At 67.2% G+C, this 16956-nt stretch carries 17 protein-coding genes; 11 read left to right on the top strand and 6 right to left on the bottom strand.

Features of this window, described 5'->3' with window-relative positions; translation table 11 throughout:
* Nucleotides 1-5: 5 nt before the first annotated feature.
* The 6 genes from rplT to ASE72_RS06360 all read left to right on the top strand — a co-directional run bounded on the left by rplT (nucleotide 6) and on the right by ASE72_RS06360 (nucleotide 7347).
* Nucleotides 6-371 (top strand): 50S ribosomal protein L20, encoded by a 366-nt coding sequence (gene rplT, locus ASE72_RS06385; protein ID WP_031395288.1) that lies wholly within the window; start codon nucleotides 6-8, stop codon nucleotides 369-371.
* Between the two features lie 229 nt (nucleotides 372-600).
* Nucleotides 601-942, top strand: coding sequence for a GIY-YIG nuclease family protein (locus ASE72_RS06380; RefSeq protein ID WP_056019108.1), 342 nt, complete (start codon nucleotides 601-603; stop codon nucleotides 940-942).
* Nucleotides 943-964: 22 nt separating this feature from the next.
* Nucleotides 965-2059, top strand: coding sequence for a phenylalanine--tRNA ligase subunit alpha (gene pheS, locus ASE72_RS06375; protein ID WP_200916202.1), 1095 nt, complete (start codon nucleotides 965-967; stop codon nucleotides 2057-2059).
* Nucleotides 2056-4470, top strand: a complete 2415-nt coding sequence (pheT, locus tag ASE72_RS06370) for a phenylalanine--tRNA ligase subunit beta (protein ID WP_056018036.1) — start codon at nucleotides 2056-2058, stop codon at nucleotides 4468-4470. The genes pheS and pheT overlap by 4 nt, the downstream gene beginning before the upstream one ends.
* A 120-nt stretch (nucleotides 4471-4590) precedes the next feature.
* Nucleotides 4591-5466: an aldose 1-epimerase family protein gene (locus tag ASE72_RS06365; protein ID WP_056018034.1), complete on the top strand. Its 876-nt coding sequence runs from the start codon at nucleotides 4591-4593 to the stop codon at nucleotides 5464-5466.
* A gap of 312 nt (nucleotides 5467-5778) precedes the next feature.
* Nucleotides 5779-7347 (top strand): peptide chain release factor 3, encoded by a 1569-nt coding sequence (locus ASE72_RS06360; protein WP_056018032.1) that lies wholly within the window; start codon nucleotides 5779-5781, stop codon nucleotides 7345-7347.
* 67 nt (nucleotides 7348-7414) lie between these two features.
* On the opposite strand, the gene ASE72_RS06355 is transcribed toward ASE72_RS06360, so the two are convergent.
* From ASE72_RS06355 to rpmF, 5 genes are all read right to left on the bottom strand, one after another.
* Nucleotides 7415-7780 carry a MerR family transcriptional regulator gene (locus tag ASE72_RS06355; RefSeq protein ID WP_056018030.1) on the bottom strand — a complete coding sequence of 122 codons (366 nt, stop codon included), beginning with the start codon at nucleotides 7778-7780 and terminating at the stop codon, nucleotides 7415-7417.
* Nucleotides 7781-7790: 10 nt separating this feature from the next.
* Nucleotides 7791-8090, bottom strand: a complete 300-nt coding sequence (locus tag ASE72_RS06350) for an integration host factor subunit alpha (protein ID WP_056018029.1) — start codon at nucleotides 8088-8090, stop codon at nucleotides 7791-7793.
* 94 nt (nucleotides 8091-8184) lie between these two features.
* Entirely contained in the window at nucleotides 8185-9153 is a 969-nt protein-coding gene (locus ASE72_RS06345) for a beta-ketoacyl-ACP synthase III (RefSeq protein ID WP_056018027.1), read from the bottom strand.
* Nucleotides 9150-10178, bottom strand: a complete 1029-nt coding sequence (gene plsX, locus ASE72_RS06340; protein WP_056019106.1) for a phosphate acyltransferase PlsX — start codon at nucleotides 10176-10178, stop codon at nucleotides 9150-9152. Before plsX ends, ASE72_RS06345 begins: the two co-directional genes overlap by 4 nt.
* 27 nt (nucleotides 10179-10205) lie before the next feature.
* A complete protein-coding gene (rpmF, locus tag ASE72_RS19560) occupies nucleotides 10206-10385 on the bottom strand; it encodes a 50S ribosomal protein L32 (RefSeq protein WP_031438822.1) in 180 nt (59 codons plus the stop codon).
* Nucleotides 10386-10591: 206 nt separating this feature from the next.
* Here rpmF and ASE72_RS06335 point away from each other — a divergent pair, with 206 nt between their 5' ends.
* Nucleotides 10592-11035, top strand: coding sequence for an MAPEG family protein (locus ASE72_RS06335; RefSeq protein WP_056018025.1), 444 nt, complete (start codon nucleotides 10592-10594; stop codon nucleotides 11033-11035).
* Entirely contained in the window at nucleotides 11032-12678 is a 1647-nt protein-coding gene (locus ASE72_RS06330) for a M28 family metallopeptidase (protein ID WP_056018023.1), read from the top strand. Before ASE72_RS06335 ends, ASE72_RS06330 begins: the two co-directional genes overlap by 4 nt.
* Nucleotides 12679-12747: 69 nt before the next feature.
* On the opposite strand, the gene ASE72_RS06325 is transcribed toward ASE72_RS06330, so the two are convergent.
* Complete coding sequence (locus ASE72_RS06325; protein ID WP_056018021.1) at nucleotides 12748-13428, bottom strand: MBL fold metallo-hydrolase; 681 nt, start codon at nucleotides 13426-13428, stop codon at nucleotides 12748-12750.
* 80 nt (nucleotides 13429-13508) lie between these two features.
* On the opposite strand from ASE72_RS06325, the gene pabB reads away from it, so the two are divergent.
* The 3 genes from pabB (at nucleotide 13509) to ASE72_RS20535 (ending at nucleotide 16946) form a co-directional block, all read left to right on the top strand.
* Nucleotides 13509-15305: an aminodeoxychorismate synthase component I gene (gene pabB, locus ASE72_RS06320; protein WP_056018020.1), complete on the top strand. Its 1797-nt coding sequence runs from the start codon at nucleotides 13509-13511 to the stop codon at nucleotides 15303-15305.
* Between the two features lie 51 nt (nucleotides 15306-15356).
* Complete coding sequence (locus ASE72_RS06315) at nucleotides 15357-16556, top strand: pyridoxal phosphate-dependent aminotransferase (RefSeq protein ID WP_056018018.1); 1200 nt, start codon at nucleotides 15357-15359, stop codon at nucleotides 16554-16556.
* Between the two features lie 243 nt (nucleotides 16557-16799).
* A complete protein-coding gene (locus tag ASE72_RS20535) occupies nucleotides 16800-16946 on the top strand; it encodes a hypothetical protein (RefSeq protein ID WP_235532254.1) in 147 nt (48 codons plus the stop codon).
* Nucleotides 16947-16956 lie beyond the last annotated feature (10 nt).

Genomic DNA, 16956 nt, shown 5'->3' with positions numbered 1-16956 from the left:
AGACAATGGCACGCGTAAAACGGGGTGTTACCACCCGCGCCAAGCACAAGCGTATTTTGGTTCAGGCGAAGGGCTATTATGGCCGTCGCAAGAACACCATCCGCATCGCCCGTCAGGCCGTCGAAAAGGCCGGACAGTACGCTTATCGCGACCGCAAGGTTAAGAAGCGCACCTTCCGCGGCCTGTGGATCCAGCGCATCAACGCCGGCGTCCGCGCCGAGGGTCTGACGTACTCGCAGTTCATGCACGGCGTGAAGCTTGCGGGTATCGAACTCGACCGCAAGGTCCTGGCCGACATCGCGATGCACGAGGGCGCAGCCTTCAGCGCGATCGTCGCCCAGGCGAAGGCAGCACTTCCCCAGGCCGCGTAATCCGCGACTGAGGTTGGGTTCGAAAAGGGCGCCGGTGGGAAACCACCGGCGCCCTTTTTTTGTGTTTGGGGTTTGCCGACCGGCCATCCCCCCATCCGTCATCCCGGCGAACGCCGGGACCCACGGTTACGGCGGACCCGGCGAAAGCGTGCTACCATCACCCGGCCCGCAACCATGGGTCCCGGCGTCCGCCGGGATGACGGGGAGGGTGATCAAGGGGGAGCAAGAAATGCGCGAAACCTTTCAGCCTTGCGTCTACATCCTCGCCTCGCGCCGCCACGGCGCGCTCTACATCGGCGTCACCTCAAACTTGATCGCGCGCCTCGTTCAGCACCGCGAGGGGTTGATCCCCGGCTTCACTCGCCGGTACGGCATCAGGCGTCTCGCTTATTACGAGATGTTCGACACGATGGAGGCCGCGATCGTTCGCGAGAAGCGGTTGAAGGACTGGCGAAGAGCGTGGAAGATCGAGCTGATCGAAGCGCGCAACGAAAATTGGGACGATCTGGGTATCGGTCTGGGGCTGCCCCGCCTGTCCGATCTGCCGACCGAACCCGCCCTGGGAGTATGACGTGACGCAAGACCTGAACCAGATGCGCGAACACATGTTGACGGCGATCGCCGCGGCATCCGGCCTCGACGCGCTGGAGGCGTGCCGGGTCGAGGCGCTCGGCAAGCAGGGCACGATCACCGCGCTGCTCAAGACGCTCGGCAAGATGACCCCCGACGAGCGCCTCGTGCAGGGCCCGCTCATCCAGGGGCTGCGGGAGGCGGTTGCGAACGGCATCGCTGAACGGAAAGCAACGCTCGAACGCGCCGCGCTCGACGCGCGCCTCGCCAGCGAAACGCTCGACATGACGCTCCCCGCCGATGCGCCGATGCCCGGCACGATCCATCCGGTCAGCCAGGTCATGGACGAACTCGCCGAGATCTTCGCCGACCTCGGCTTCGCGGTCGCGACCGGGCCCGAGATCGAGACCGACTGGCACAATTTCTCCGCGCTCAACATTCCCGAGACGCATCCGGCGCGCGCGATGCACGACACCTTCTATCTCCAGCAAGGGATCGACGCGAAGGTCGCGGGCACCGCCGACGAGAAGACGACCTTCTCGCTGCTCCGCACGCACACCTCGCCCGTCCAGATCCGCACGATGCTGAGCCAGAAGCCGCCGATCCGCATCATCGCGCCGGGCCGCACCTACCGCTCGGACTCGGACGCCACGCACACGCCGATGTTCCATCAGGTCGAGGGCCTCGTGATCGACAAGGGCATCACGCTCGGCCACCTGAAATGGACGCTCGAGACGTTCGTGAAGGCGTTCTTCGAGCGCGACGACATCGTGCTCAGGATGCGCCCGAGCTATTTCCCGTTCACCGAACCCTCGGTCGAGATCGACGTCGGCTACACGCTGGTCAAGGGCAAGCGCGTCGTCGGTGGCGCCGAACCCGACGGCTGGCTCGAGATTCTTGGCTCGGGGATGGTCCACCGCAAGGTGATCGAGGCGTGCGGGCTCGATCCCGACGAGTGGCAGGGCTTCGCGTTCGGCTGCGGCATCGACCGGCTCGCGATGCTCAAATACGGCATGGACGATCTCCGCCCGTTCTTCGACGGCGATATCCGCTGGCTGAAACATTATGGTTTCTCGAGCCTCGACGTCCCCACTCTGTCGGCCGGAGTCGGCGCATGAAGTTCACGCTCAGCTGGCTCAAGCAGCACCTCGACACCACCGCCACGCTCGACCAGATCGTCGATGCGCTCACGCGTATCGGCCTCGAAGTCGAAGGCGTCGAGAATCCGGGCGAGAAGCTCGCCGCGTTCAGGATCGCCAAGGTGCTCAGCGCCGAACGCCATCCGCAGGCCGACAAGCTGCAGATCCTGTCGGTCGACGCGGGCGATGGCCCGCTCCAGGTCGTGTGCGGCGCGCCCAACGCGCGCGCCGGGCTGGTCGGCGTGTTCGGTGCGCCGGGCGCGTATGTCCCCGGTCTCGACGTGACGCTCAAGCTCGCGAGCATCCGCGGCGTCGAATCGAACGGCATGATGTGCTCGACGCGCGAGCTCGAACTCGGCGAGGACCATGACGGCATCATCGAGCTGCCCGCGGACGCGCCGATCGGCACGCCGTACCCCGATTATGCCGGGCTCACCGATCCCGTCATCGACGTCGCGATCACGCCCAACCGCCAGGACTGCATGGGCGTGCGCGGCATCGCGCGCGACCTCGCCGCGGCGGGGATGGGCACGCTCACACCGCTGATCTTCGATCCCATCGTCACCGACGGGGCAGGGCCATCGGTCCGCACCGAAGACACCGCAGGGTGCCCCGCCTTCTTCGCGCAGACCGTCACCGGCGTGCGCAACGGCGACTCGCCCGACTGGATGCGCCGCAGCCTGCTCGCGATCGGCCAGAAGCCGATCTCCGCGCTGGTCGACATCACCAATTACCTGATGATCGACCTCGGCCGCCCGCTCCACGTCTACGACCGAGCCAAGCTCTCCGGCGGCCTCGTCGCGCGCAAGGCGAAGGACGGCGAACAGGTCGTCGCGCTCAACGGCAAGACCTACACGCTCGACGCCAGCATGACCGTCATCGCCGACGACGTGGCGGTGCACGACATAGGTGGCATCATGGGCGGCGAGCATTCGGGCGTCTCGGCGGACACCACCGACGTGCTGATCGAATGCGCCTATTTCGATCCCGACCATATCGCGCGCACCGGCCAGGCACTCACGCTCACCTCGGACGCGCGCAGCCGGTTCGAACGCGGCGTCGATCCGGCGTTCCTCGACGACGGCCTCGCGATCGCCACCGCGCTCGTACTGCACGTCTGTGGTGGCACCGCGAGTGAGGTCACGCGCTCGGGCGAAGCGCCGTCGGAGCCGCGCGTGATCCATTACGACCCGCGCCTCAGCGCGGACCTCGGTGGCCTCCACGTGGCGCCCGAACGCCAGGCGCGTACGCTGCTGTCGCTCGGCTTCACGATCGGCGCCATCAAGTCCGCCGACGCGTTCAGCGACGCGCTGTTCTCGACGATCGAGGGCAAATGGCCGGTCACGGTCCCGAGCTGGCGCCGCGACGTCGACGGCCCCGCCGATCTCGTCGAGGAAGTCGTGCGGATCGAGGGCATCGACAACATCCCCTCGACCCCGCTGCCGCGCATGCCCGGCGTCGCCAAGCCGACCGCCACCCCCGAACAGAAGCTCGAACGTCGCGCGCGCCGCGCCGCGGCCGCCCGCGGCCTCGACGAAGCGGTGACGTGGAGCTTCCTCTCTGAGGCCGAAGCCGCACCGTTCGGTGGCGGCGCCTGGACGCTCGCCAACCCGATCAGCGAAGACCTGAAGGTCATGCGCCCCTCGCTGCTCCCCGGCCTGCTCGCCGCGACGGGGCGCAACCTCAAGCGCGGCCAGCAAAGCGTCCGCCTGTTCGAGATCGGCCGCCGCTACCTCGCCGACGCCGAGCGCGCGACGCTCGGTGTGGTGCTGGCGGGCGACCGCCGCCCGCGCGGCTGGCGCGACGGCAAGGCCGCGAGCTTCGACGCCTATGATGCGAAGGCCGAAGCGCTGGCGCTGCTCGCCGCCTCGGGCGCACCCGTCGACAATCTGCAAGTGATGGGGGAGGCGGGCGATGCCTGGCATCCTGGCCAGTCGGGCACGCTGCGCCTTGGGCCTAAAACCGTGCTGGCAAGCTTCGGCATGCTCCACCCGCTGGTGCTGAAGGCGTTCGATCTCGACGTCGCGGTGGCGGCGGTGGAGATCTATCTCGACGCGATTCCGCCCAAGCGTGCCTCAGGTTTCGCCCGCCCAGCCTACACGCCGCCCGCGCTCCAGGCGGTCCGCCGCGACTTCGCGTTCCTCGTGCCGGCGGCGCTCGCCACCGACACGCTGGTCCGCGCGGTCAAGGGGGCCGACAAGGCCGCGATCGTCTCGGCGCGGGTGTTCGACGTGTTCACCGGGCAGGGCGTCGAGGACGGCCACAAGTCGGTCGCGGTCGAGATCGTGCTGCAACCCACCGCCAAGAGCTTCACCGACGAGGAGATCAAGGCGATCGCCGACAAGGTCGTCGCTGCGGCAGCCAAGCAGGGCGCGAGCCTGCGCGTATAAGCGTGCCCTCACCCTTCCCACGGCCAAGCGGCCGCGGGCCCCTTCCCTCTCCCCCAAGGGGAGAGGGAGAGACGCCGAAGGCGGCGAGGGTGAGGGCATGAATTCGAAGGAAGGACCCCCATGACCGACCTCATCACGATCGCCAACGACCACCTGACCGCGCAGATCAACCCGCTCGGTGCCGAACTCACGTCGCTGAAAGACGCGGCCGGCCGCGAGCTGATGACCAACGCCGACCCGGCCTATTGGACCGGCCACGCACCGATCCTCTTCCCCGTCGTCGGCCGCCCCTACCGCGACACGATCCGCATCGACGGCACCGAATACCCGATGAAGCAGCACGGCTTCGCGCGGCGCATGGTCTTCGCCGTGTCCGAGCAGCAGCCCGGATCGGTCGCCTTCACGCTCGAGGCGACACCAGAGACGCGCGCGGTCTATCCGTTCGACTTCTGCCTGACGGTGACGTTCGCGCTGGTCGACGCGACACTGAGCGTCGACGTCGCGATCACGAACCCCGCCGCGCAGCCGCTTCCGGCGAGCTTCGGGTTCCACCCCGCTTTCGCCTGGCCGCTGCCTTACGGGGAGGATCGCGCCGACCACCGCATCGTCTTCTCGGCTGACGAGCCTGATGCGCTGCGCATGATCGCCGACGACGGCACGATCGCGGAGGGGGAGCGGCCCTCGCCGCTGGAGGGCCGCACGCTGCGCCTGCGCGACGACCTGTTCGCCAAGGACGCGCTCGTCTGGGACACGGTCCGCTCCGACTCGGTCACCTACGGCGCCGAGACGGGCCCGCAGCTGCGGATCGATTTCCCCGACACGCCGATGCTCGGCCTCTGGACCAAGCCCGGCGCGGCCTATGTCTGCGTCGAGCCCTGGCACGGCATCGCCGATCCCGAGGGCTATACCGGCGAGTTCCGCGACAAACCCGGTGTGTTCGAGGTGGCGCCGGGCGCCGCCAAACGCATCGCGCTCCGCGTCACGCTGATGGCCTGACCTCGCCAATTCCGTTCGTGCCGAGTAGAGGCCGAGCGAAGTCGAGGGCTCGTATCGAGGTACATGTCCCTCGATACGGCTTCTCGACAGGCTCGAAGCCTACTCGGCACGAACGGTCAGATGTATTCAGTCTTGGGAAGGACGCGCCCCCTCTGTCCTACACGCCCCGCATCTGCCAATAGCACGCGATGATCGCTGCAAGCCGCCTCCTCCCGATCCCGCCGCGTCCCGCGCGGGGAGGGGATTCCGAGCGGTACGTAGCCTGAACTTCCTTACCTTCCGAGCCCCGACTCGGCTCCCCGGATCCACGCCATGACCCAATTTCCCCGCCGCACCTTCGCGATCATCTCGCATCCCGACGCTGGCAAGACCACGCTGACCGAGAAGCTCCTGTATTTCGGCGGCGCGATCCATCTCGCGGGCGAGGTGAAGGCGCGCGGCCAGAACCGCCGTGCGCGCTCCGACTGGATGAAGATCGAGCAGCAGCGCGGCATCTCGGTCACGTCGTCGGTGATGACCTTCGAACGCCAGGGGATCACCTTCAACCTGCTCGACACGCCGGGCCATGAGGACTTTTCCGAGGACACCTACCGCACGCTGACCGCGGTCGACTCGGCAGTCATGGTCATCGACGCGGCCAAGGGCATCGAGCCGCAGACGCGCAAGCTGTTCGAGGTCTGTCGCCTGCGCAACGTGCCAATCATCACCTTCGTCAACAAGGTCGATCGCGAGGGGCGCGACCCGTTCTCGCTGCTCGACGAGGTCGCCGAGATGCTGCAGCTCGACGTTTGCCCGATGAGCTGGCCGGTCGGCATGGGTGGTGAGTTCGAGGGCGTGTACGATCTCTATGCCAACACATTGAGCCGCCCCGAAGGCGACAGCCGCGAATTCATGGGCAAGGCGATCCCTTTTGAGGGCATCGACGATCCCAAGCTGGCCAAGATCCTCAGCCCCGAAGGCATCGTCCGCCTGAACGACGAAGCCGAACTCGCCCAGGGCGGCTATTCGAGCTTCGACGCCGAAGCCTATCGCGCGGGCAATCTGACCCCGGTCTATTTCGGCTCCGCGCTCAAGGATTTCGGCGTCGCCGAACTGATCGCAGCACTTGCCGACTACGCCCCGCCGCCGCGCGCGCAGCCCGCCGAGCCTGCCCCCATCTCACCAGATGAGAGCGAAGTCACCGGCTTCGTGTTCAAGGTGCAGGCGAACATGGACCCCAACCACCGCGACCGGATCGCGTTCATGCGGCTGTGCTCGGGCGTGTTCAAGCGCGGCATGAAGCTCACCCCCACGGGCCACGGCAAGCCGATCGCGGTCCATTCGCCGATCCTGTTCTTCGCGCAGAACCGCGAGCTGGCGGACGAGGCGTTTCCGGGCGACATCATCGGCATCCCCAACCACGGCACGCTGCGCGTCGGCGATACGCTGAGCGAAAAGGCCGCGATCCGCTTCACCGGGCTGCCGAACTTCGCGCCCGAAATCCTGCGTCGCGTCGTGCTGAAGGATTTCACCAAGACCAAGCAGTTGCGCAAGGCGCTCGACGACATGGCGGAGGAGGGGGTGACGCAGGTCTTCTACCCCGACATCGGCTCGAACTGGATCATCGGCGTCGTCGGGCAGCTTCAGCTCGAAGTGCTGCTGTCGCGCCTCGACGCGGAGTACAAGGTCGCGGCCGGGCTCGAGCCCGCGCCGTACGAGACCGCACGCTGGATCTCGGCGGAAGACTCGCAGGAGCTCAAGACCTTCGCCGAGATCAACCGCGGCGCGATGGCGAAGGACCGCGACGGGAACCCGGTGTTCCTCGCGAAAAGCGCCTGGGAGGTGAACTATATTGCCGATCGCTATCCCAAGATCCGCTTCGCCGCGACGCGCGAGCGGTAAGGGGGCTGCGACCGCTATCCGTCGTCATCCCCGCCGCCGTGGGGATGACGAACCGGGTGGTCGGGGGTCAGTCCGCCGCCAGCGCCTCGGCCAGCATGGCGCGGATGGCGCGCAGCGCGGGGATCGGCGATTCGGCCTGCGCGATGATCTCGGCGGGGCCGGGGATCGCAGGCGGGGTGCTCTTCTCGCCCGCCAGCAACTGCTGGACGCCGCGCACGGTGTAGCCGTCGCGGTTGAGCAGCTGGTCGATCCGCCGCACCAGTGCGACGTCCTCGACCCTGTAGTAGCGACGGTTGCCGGCACGTTGCAGCGGCCGCAGCTGTGGGAACCGTGTTTCCCAGTAGCGCAGGATATGTTGCGGCAGGCCCGTCTCGACCGACAACTCGCCGATCGTCCGAAACGCGGTAGGGGCCTTGCCGGAGGTCTCCGGCATCGTCGGACGTCTAGTCCGCGCCGACAATGCGCTCGCGCATCATCTGGCTGGCGCGGAACGTCAGGACACGACGCGGTGCGATCGGAACCTCGACGCCGGTCTTGGGGTTGCGGCCGATGCGTTCGCCCTTGTCGCGCAGGACGAAGGTGCCGAAGCCGGAAATCTTGACATTCTCGCCGCTGGAAAGCGCTTCGCACATCTCGACGAGGATCTGCTCGACGACCTTCGATGCGTCCGCCCGTGACAGGCCGACCTCGCGATGGAGGGACTCGGCGAGATCCGCACGCGTTAGGGTACCCGTCATTGTCATTCCGCAAACTCCCACACCCAGCCCGTGTCTACACAAGCGCCGGGATCATCGGAAGTGCTATATCTGACAAATCGCAAATGGGTTTCAATTGCGATTAGAACCGGATGACCGCTGCCCCCCAGGTGAAGCCGCCGCCCATCGCCTCGAGCACGACGATCTGCCCCTCGCGGATGCGCCCATCGCGGACTGCGACGTCGAGCGCGAGCGGGACCGAGGCGGCCGAGGTGTTCGCGTGCTGGTCAACCGTGACGACGACGCGCTCCGGGGGGAGCCCGAGTTTGCGCGCGGTCGCATCGAGGATGCGCGCATTCGCCTGATGCGGGACGACCCAGTCGACCTGATCCGCCGACAGCCCCGCCATCGCGAGCGACTCGGTCATGACCGCTGCCAGGTTGGTGACCGCATGGCGGAACACCTCGCGGCCCTTCATGCGCAGCTTGCCGACGGTCCCGGTCGTCGAGACGCCGCCATCGACGTACAGCAACTGATTGTGCCGGCCATCGGCGTGAAGCTTGGTCGTCAGGATGCCGCGGCCGCCCTCGTCGGCGGTGTCCTGCGCCTCGAGCACGATCGCGCCCGCACCGTCGCCGAACAGCACGCAGGTCGTCCGGTCTTCCCAGTCGAGGATGCGGCTGAACGTCTCGGCGCCGATCACCAGCGCGCGCTTGGCGACGCCGCTGCGGATCATGCTGTCGACGACCTGCACCGCGTAGAGGAAGCCCGAGCAGACCGCCGCGACGTCGAACGCGACGCAGTCGTTGATGCCGAGCATCGCCTGGACCTTGGTGGCGGTCGCGGGGAATGTCTGATCGGGCGTCGCGGTCGCCAGCACGATCAGGTCGATGCCCTGCGCGTCGATACCCGCTGCGGTCAGCGCGGCACGGCATGCATCGGCCGCGAGCGTCGCGGTCGTCTCGCCTTCGCCCGCGATGTGCCGGAACCGGATGCCGGTACGCTCGACGATCCATTCGTCGCTGGTGTCGACCTGCGCCGCGAGTTCCGCGTTCGATACGCGGCGTGCGGGCAGCGCCGACCCGGTACCGGTGACGACGGAGCGGATCATGCGGCTTCCTTGACGTTGCCCAGGTCGTCGCTGATGCGGCGGACCAGATCGTTGCGCACCATCTTGGCGGCATTGCCGATCGCCGTCGCCACGCCGCGCTCGTTCGCGCCGCCATGGCTTTTGACGACGATGCCGTTCAGCCCGAGAAAGACGGCGCCGTTGTGATTATTGGGGTCGAGATGATCGCGCAGCAGTTCGGTTGCCGGCCGCGAGATGAGGAACCCCAGCTTCGAACGGACCGAACTGCGAAATGCCCGCTTGAGCAGGTCCGCGACGAACCGTGCGGTTCCCTCCGCCGTCTTCAACGCGATGTTGCCGGAAAAGCCGTCACAGACGACGACGTCGACATCGCCGCGCGACAGCCGGTCACCCTCGATGAAGCCTTTAAAGTCCATGTCGAGCTTGGCCGCGGTCCGCAGCAGTGCGGCGGCCTCCCGAATCTCGTCGGTGCCCTTCATGTCCTCGCTGCCGATATTGAGCAGCGCGACGCGGGGGTGCGGGATATCGAGCGCGGTCCGGGCATAGGCGGCACCCATGACTGCGAACTGGACGAGGTTGCGCGCGTCGCACTCGGTATTCGCGCCAAGGTCGAGCATGACCATGTCGGTATCGCCGAGTGTCGGCAATCGTGCGGCCAGTGCAGGCCGATCGATCCCAGGGAGAGTCCGGAGCGACAGCTTCGCCATCGCCATCAATGCACCGGTGTTGCCGCTCGACACCGCTGCTGCGGCGCGACCCTTCTTCACCAGATCGATGGCGATTCCCATCGACGTCGTCTTGGCACGCCGAATCGCCTGGCTCGGCTTGTCGCTCGAACCGACGACACCGGGCGCGTGGACGATCTCGGAATTCTGTTCAAGATTCGGATGGTCCTTGAGACCTTCGCGAATCGCCGACTCGTCGCCGACCAACAGGAAGCGCATGCCGTCGAACTGGCGTCGCGCACGCGCTACGCCAGCCAGCATCACCGCCAGCCCGTCATCGCCACCCATCGCATCGACGGCGATCCAGGCGCTGTCGGGCATGCTCACGTCCTTCGCTCAGGTGAGGGCTCAGCCCTCGACCGAAAGGATTTCGCGACCGTTATAGTGGCCGCAAGACGTGCAGAGGTTGTGGGGGCGCTTCAGTTCGCCACAGTTCGGGCACTCCTGGAATGCCGCGATCGTCAGCGAATCGTGGCCACGGCGCATGCCGCGCTTGGAGGGCGAGGTTTTTCTCTTGGGGACGGCCATTTCGGCACCTTGTTCTTTTAAAAGGTCGGGGCTCCGATAGGCCCGGACGTGGAAGTCGGCAACCGACTGTTAAGGTCGGCCGCGTGAGCTACCATACGGCCTGACGCATCGCGAAGCGTGGCGCTATAGCGATAATCGCCTGCGTTGCAAGCATCGTGGCGGGGTGGCACGGGGTACGGCACTGCAAAAATCAAGGAACGACCAGCATGATCCTGCCCGTAACGCTGACGATCGCCGCCGCTGCGGCCATCGTCAATCTCTGGCTCGCCTTCCGGATCGTGCCGACACGACTGAAGAACAAGATCCTGCTCGGCGACGATGGCAACACGCTGTTGCAGGGACGGATGCGCGCGCAGGCCAATTTTGTCGAATATGCGCCGTTCATCCTGATCCTGTTCGCGCTCATTGAACTGGGCGGCGGGTCGCCGACGCTGTTGTGGATCACGGGCGTCGCCTTCGTCCTCGCGCGTGTCGCGCATGCGTTCGGCATGGACCGCCCGACCTCCAATCTGCCACGCGCGTTCGGCGCATTGGTGACGTGGGCGGTGATGGCATTGCTCGCGGGCTGGGCGCTTGCGATCGCCTATCAGGGGCATGTCGTACCGGCGGCAACGACCTTCCAGCTCGTTCCGACGGGGGGGCGCGCATGACCCGGTCGCATCGTTTCCTCGGCACGGCCCTCGCCGTCGCGGCTACGGCGATCGCGGCACCGGCGCTTGCCCAGCAGACGGTCTCGCCCGAACGGCTGTCGGCGGACGTGAAGACGCTGGCGTCCGACGCGTTTGAGGGTCGCGCGCCGGGGACACCCGGCGAGACCAAGACGATCGACTGGCTTGTCGCCCAGTTCAAGGCAATGAAACTCGCGCCCGGCGGCCCGGACGGCAGCTGGACGCAGGCCGTGCCGCTCGTCCACACGCGAATGGGAACGGGCACGGTCACTGCGGGCACGCGGACGCTCATGCAGTCGCGCGACGTCTATCTCAGCACCGTGCGCGGGGTCGACCGCGTCGCCATCGCCAGCGCACCGATGGTCTTTGTCGGCTATGGCGTGACCGCCCCGGAGCGCGGCTGGGATGATTTCAAGGGGCTCGACCTCAAGGGCAAGGTCGCGGTCTTCCTCGTCAACGATCCCGATTTCGAGGCGACGGCCGGCGACGATGCAAAGGGCCGATTCGGCGACCGCCGGATGACCTATTATGGCCGCTGGACCTACAAGTTCGAGGAGGCGGCGCGCCGCGGTGCGGTCGCGGCGTTGATCGTGCACGACACCGCGGGGGCGGGCTATGGCTGGGATACGGTCAAGGCGCCCGCCGGCGAGAATTACGACATCGTCCGCAGCGACCCGAGCTCGCGGGTCCTGCTGCAGGGCTGGATCGAGGGGGCCGCCGCGACCAGGCTGTTCGCCGAATCGGGGCAGGACCTCGCGGCGCTTCGCAAGGCGGCGCGGCGTAGCGACTTCCGCCCGGTCGTCCTGAAGCAGGCGTTCAGCGTCGATCTGCCCGTGCGGCACGACACCGCCGAAAGCCGCAACGTGCTGGCCAAGCTGCCCGGCAAGACGCGTCCGGACGAGGTCGTGATGTTCGGCGCGCACTGGGACGCCTATGGCATCGGTGCACCCGATGCGCAGGGGCGCACGATCCGCCCCGGCGCCAACGACGACGCGCTTGGCGTGGCGGGTGTGCTCGAACTCGCGCGGACCTTTGCACAGCGCCCGCGCACCGACCGCAGCCTCGTCTTCGCGCTGTGGAGCGGCGAGGAACGGGGCCTGCTCGGCTCGGAAACCTATGCGGTCGATCCGGTCTATCCGGCGGCGAAGACCGTCGCCAACCTGACGCTGGACATCCTCCAGACCGCAGGCCCCGCCCGCGACGTCCTGCTGGTCGGTGCGGGGCAGAACAGCCTCGAGGACATGCTGGGCGATGCCGCCAAGGCGCAGGGCCGGGTGGTCACGCCCGAGGCGCTTCCCGAGCGCGGGCTCTTCTACCGCGCAGACCATTTCGCGGTGGCGCGTCGCGGTGTTCCGACGCTGCTGCTGATGGCGATCAGCGGCGCGTCGGATCTCGTCACGGGCGGTCGTCAAGCCGGGCAGGCGTGGCTCGACGGCTATATGAAATGCTATCACCAGACCTGCGATGCCTGGAGCAAGGACTGGGACCTGCGCGGCGCGGCGCAGGACGTTGCGCTGTTCCAGACGATCGGGACGACGCTTGCGAACGGCCGGGCATGGCCCGAATGGCGCGAAGGGTCGGAGTTCAAGGCGATCCGCGCCGAAAGCGCAGGCGAACGCAAGTAGGTCGCGGCGCGGCAGGAGTCCCACCCCCGCCTTCACGGGCGTGGGACGCCTGCCGGTATCGCGCCGGCGTCAGGCGGCGAGCGCCCGGTCGCTCACGAACATGTTGTTCGCCCGCTCGTGCGCGAACGTGCTCGCCGCGCCGTGTCCGGGAATGAAGCTCGTGTCGCTGCCGAGCGGCCAGAGCTTTTCGACGATCGACTTGATGAGGGTCTGGTGATTGCCGCCCGGCATGTCGGATCGCCCGACCGATCCCTGGAACAGCACGTCGCCGACCTGCGCGAACTTCGAGGGCGCGTGGTGAAAGATCACATGGCCCTCGGTGTGCCCGGGTGTCGCGTAGACATCGAGCGAAAGATTGCCGACCGTGACGACATCGCCCTCGACCAGCCAGCGATCGGGTTCGAAATTGACGCCGGCGATGCCGTATTTCGGCCCGTCCTGATCGAGCCGCTGCAGCCAGAACCGATCGGCTTCGTGCGGACCTTCGATCGGCACCGCAAGGTCGTCCGCAAGCGCCTTCGCCTCGCCCGCATGATCGATATGTCCATGCGTCAGCAGGATCTTTTCGACCGTCACGCCCGCCTGCGCGATCGCGGCCCTGATCCGCGGCAGGTCGCCGCCCGGATCGATCACCGCCGCCTTCATCGTGCTCGTGCACCAGATCAACGTGCAATTCTGCTGGATCGGCGTGACCGGAACAATCGCGGCGCGAAGCGGCGGAACGGCGGGGGGCGTGGGCGTCTGTGTCATATGTGCAAAATAGGGCGTTGGACGGTTTCGGGCAATCGCCGCTTGCGGTCGGCCGCTCCGCCCGTGCAACAGGGACAGCGATGTTTACCGCGCCTTTTGTCCTGCTCGACGATGCCCGCGAGAATGGGGCACCCGCACGCCTGTACCGCGCGCCGGTACGAATCGTGCGCGCCGATACCCCGGAAGCGGTTCGTCCGGCCCTGGAGGCCTTGCGCGCTGCCACGGCCGAGGGCCTCCACGCCGCCGGGATGATGAGTTACGAGGCCGGCATGGCACTCGCCCCGCGCAGCATCCGCCCGGACAAAGCTGCCCCCGAGAGCGCCGCGACGGACCACTCCGCGCGTGCGCCGCTGCTGTGGTTCGGGCTGTTCGACGGGTACGAGACGATCGCCGCGGACGCGGTCGCGCGGCGCCTGCCCGATCCGGCGGGCGCGTGGGTCGGCACGGCGCGACCGCAGATCGATCGCGACGCGTACGATGCGCAGATCGCGCGTGTCCTCGCGCTGATCGCCGCGGGCGACATCTACCAGGCGAACCTGACCTTTGCCGCGATCGTACCCTATGCGGGTGATCCGCTTGCGCTCTACGCCGGCCTGCGCGGTCAGGCGCGGGCGGGCTATGGCGCGCTGATCGATACCGGGACGCAGGCGATCCTGTCGCTGTCGCCCGAGCTGTTCTTCGGTCTCGAGCATGACCGGCTGACCTGCCGGCCGATGAAAGGGACGGCGCCCCGTGGTGCGACGCCGGATGCCGATCGCGCAGCCGCGTCTGCGCTCGCCGCCGATCCGAAGCAGCGCGCCGAAAACCTGATGATCGTCGACCTGATGCGCAACGACCTGTCGCAGGTCGCGCACGACGTCGCGGTCCCCGACCTGTTCAGCATCGAGACCTATCCGACCGTCCACCAGATGACGTCGACCGTGACCGCGAGGCTCGACTCGGCGCGCGACGCGGTCGACGTCATCGCGGCGTTGTTTCCCTGCGGATCGATCACCGGCGCGCCGAAGCAGCGCGCGATGGAGGTCATCGCGGAGGTCGAGCAGGGCCGCGACCGGGGCGCGTACACGGGCGCGATCGGGTGCATCGACGCGAATGGCGACGCGATGTTCAACGTCGCGATCCGCACGCTGACGATCCAGGACGACCGCGCGGTGATGGGGCTCGGATCGGGGATCGTCGCGGACAGCGTCGCGGACCAGGAATGGCAGGAATGCCTCGACAAGGCGGCGTTCCTCACCGCGGGCCGACGGCCGCTCGACCTGATCGAGACGATGGCGTTCGACCCCGATCACGGGCTGTTGCGCCTCGAGCGTCATCTCGCGCGGCTGAGTGCCAGCGCCGCCGCACTCGGTTTCGCGTTCGATCGGCATGGCACGCGCAATGAACTCCAGGCGGCGACGTTCCGGCTGCGCGGCCCCCGGCGGATCCGGCTGCTCGTCGCCGCATCGGGCGCCGTCGCGATCCAGGTCGGCCCGATGCCGGTCTCGCCCGCGCGGATCGAGGTGGCGGTCATGCCGCTGCCGGTCCCGACCGCGGATATCCGGTTGCGCCACAAGACCAGCGACCGCGCATTCTATGAGGACGCGCGCCGGCAGGCGGGCACGTTCGAGGTGGTGTTCGAGGATCCGCAGGGGTTTCTGACCGAAGGCAGCTTCACGTCGATCTTCGTCCCGCGCGCCGACGGCATGCTCGTGACCCCGCCGGCCGGGGCATTGCTCCCCGGGATCCTGCGCGCCGAGCTGATCGCGAACGGCACGGCGGTCGAGGGGCCGCTGACGAGGGCGGACCTCAGGCATGGTTTCTACATGGGAAATGCAGTGCGCGGCCTCATTCCCGCGATCGTTGCGGTTGCGAAATCCGCCGATCGGGGGGTATAGCCGCCGCGAATGCCGCGGGCGAGCTCTGCGGACAACCGCAGAGGTTCCATCATGCACGCATCCGCCGCGCTCGGTCGCATCAGCCCTTCGCCGACGCTCGCGATCACCAGCCGCGTTCTCGAACTGAAGCGCGCGGGCGTCGACGTGATCGGGCTGGGCGCGGGCGAACCCGATTTCGACACGCCCGACTTCGTCAAAGAGGCCGCGATCCAGGCGATCCGCGACGGCAAGACCAAATACACCAATGTCGACGGCACGATCGAGCTGAAGCAGGCGATCGTCGCCAAGTTCGCACGCGACAACGGCTTGGCATACACCACCGATCAGATCAGCGTGAACGTCGGCGGCAAGCACACCCTGTTCAACGCGATGGTCGCGACGATCGATCCGGGCGACGAGGTCGTGATCCCCGCGCCCTACTGGGTCAGCTATCCCGACGTCGTGCAGTTCGCCGGCGGCGTCCCCGTGATCGTCAAGGCAGGCCCCGAGGTCGGCTACAAGCTCGATCCCGCCGCACTCGACGCGGCGATTACGCCCAGGACCAAGTGGGTGATTCTCAACTCGCCGTCGAACCCCACCGGCGCCGGCTACACGATCGACGAGCTGAAGGCGCTCGGCGCGGTGCTGGCGAAGCACCCGCACGTCTGGATCTTCGCCGACGATATGTACGAGCATATCGTCTATGACGGCTTCAAGTTCGCGACGATCGCAGAGGCATGCCCCGAGCTGTTCGAGCGCACGCTGACCGTCAATGGCTGTTCGAAGGCTTACGCGATGACCGGCTGGCGGATCGGCTATGCCGGCGGCGCGGCGTGGCTGATCAAGGCGATGGCCAAGCTCCAGTCGCAGTCGACCTCCAACCCCTGCTCGATCGCGCAGGCCGCCGCGGTTGCCGCGCTCAACGGTGACCAGTCGTTCCTTGCCGAGCGCAACACCGCGTTCCAGGGCCGGCGCGATCTGGTCGTGTCGATGCTCAACCAGATCGACGGCATGCACTGCCCGACGCCGGAGGGCGCGTTCTACGTCTATCCGTCGTTCGCCGAACTGATCGGCAAGTCGACGCCGAACGGTCGCCTGATCGACACCGACGAGGCGATGGTCGGCTATCTGCTCGACGACGCCAAGGTCGCGGTGGTGCAGGGTGCGGCCTTCGGCCTCAGCCCGGCGTTCCGGATCAGCTATGCGACCTCGGACGCGCTGCTGCGCGAGGCGTGCACGCGGATCCAGACGGCGTGCACCGCGCTCCGGTAAAGGCCGGGCCACGGTAGCGGCGATGGCGGCGGGCTGACCCGATCGGGCCCGCTCCGGCAACATTGGCGACACGTCGCGACATCTGCCGGCAACCCTGCCGGTAGATGAACCGATCGGCCATGCCGCGTTAATCGAGAGTTTCTAAAAACGGCATTGTCGAAACCCGGCGTCTAACCGACATGCCGGTACGTAGCTGACGTGATCTTCACGATGACGCCGGTACCAATTCAACAGGAGCGCATGATGCGCAGTCTTATCAAGTCGAGCTTTCTTTGGCAGTTCACCGGCGGTTTCATGCTGGGCGCACTTGGTCTGCTTGCACTTCAGCCCGCCGAGGCGAAGCATGATTTCGAGCGTCACGTGACAAGCATCGTTCAGGGTCAACGCTGATCGGCCTTTG

This window comes from Sphingomonas sp. Leaf20 (assembly GCF_001421535.1).
In the GTDB taxonomy this organism is placed as follows: Bacteria; Pseudomonadota; Alphaproteobacteria; order Sphingomonadales; family Sphingomonadaceae; genus Sphingomonas.
Note: the sequence above shows the minus strand (reverse complement) of the source record. Positions and strands in the feature narration are given on the sequence as shown.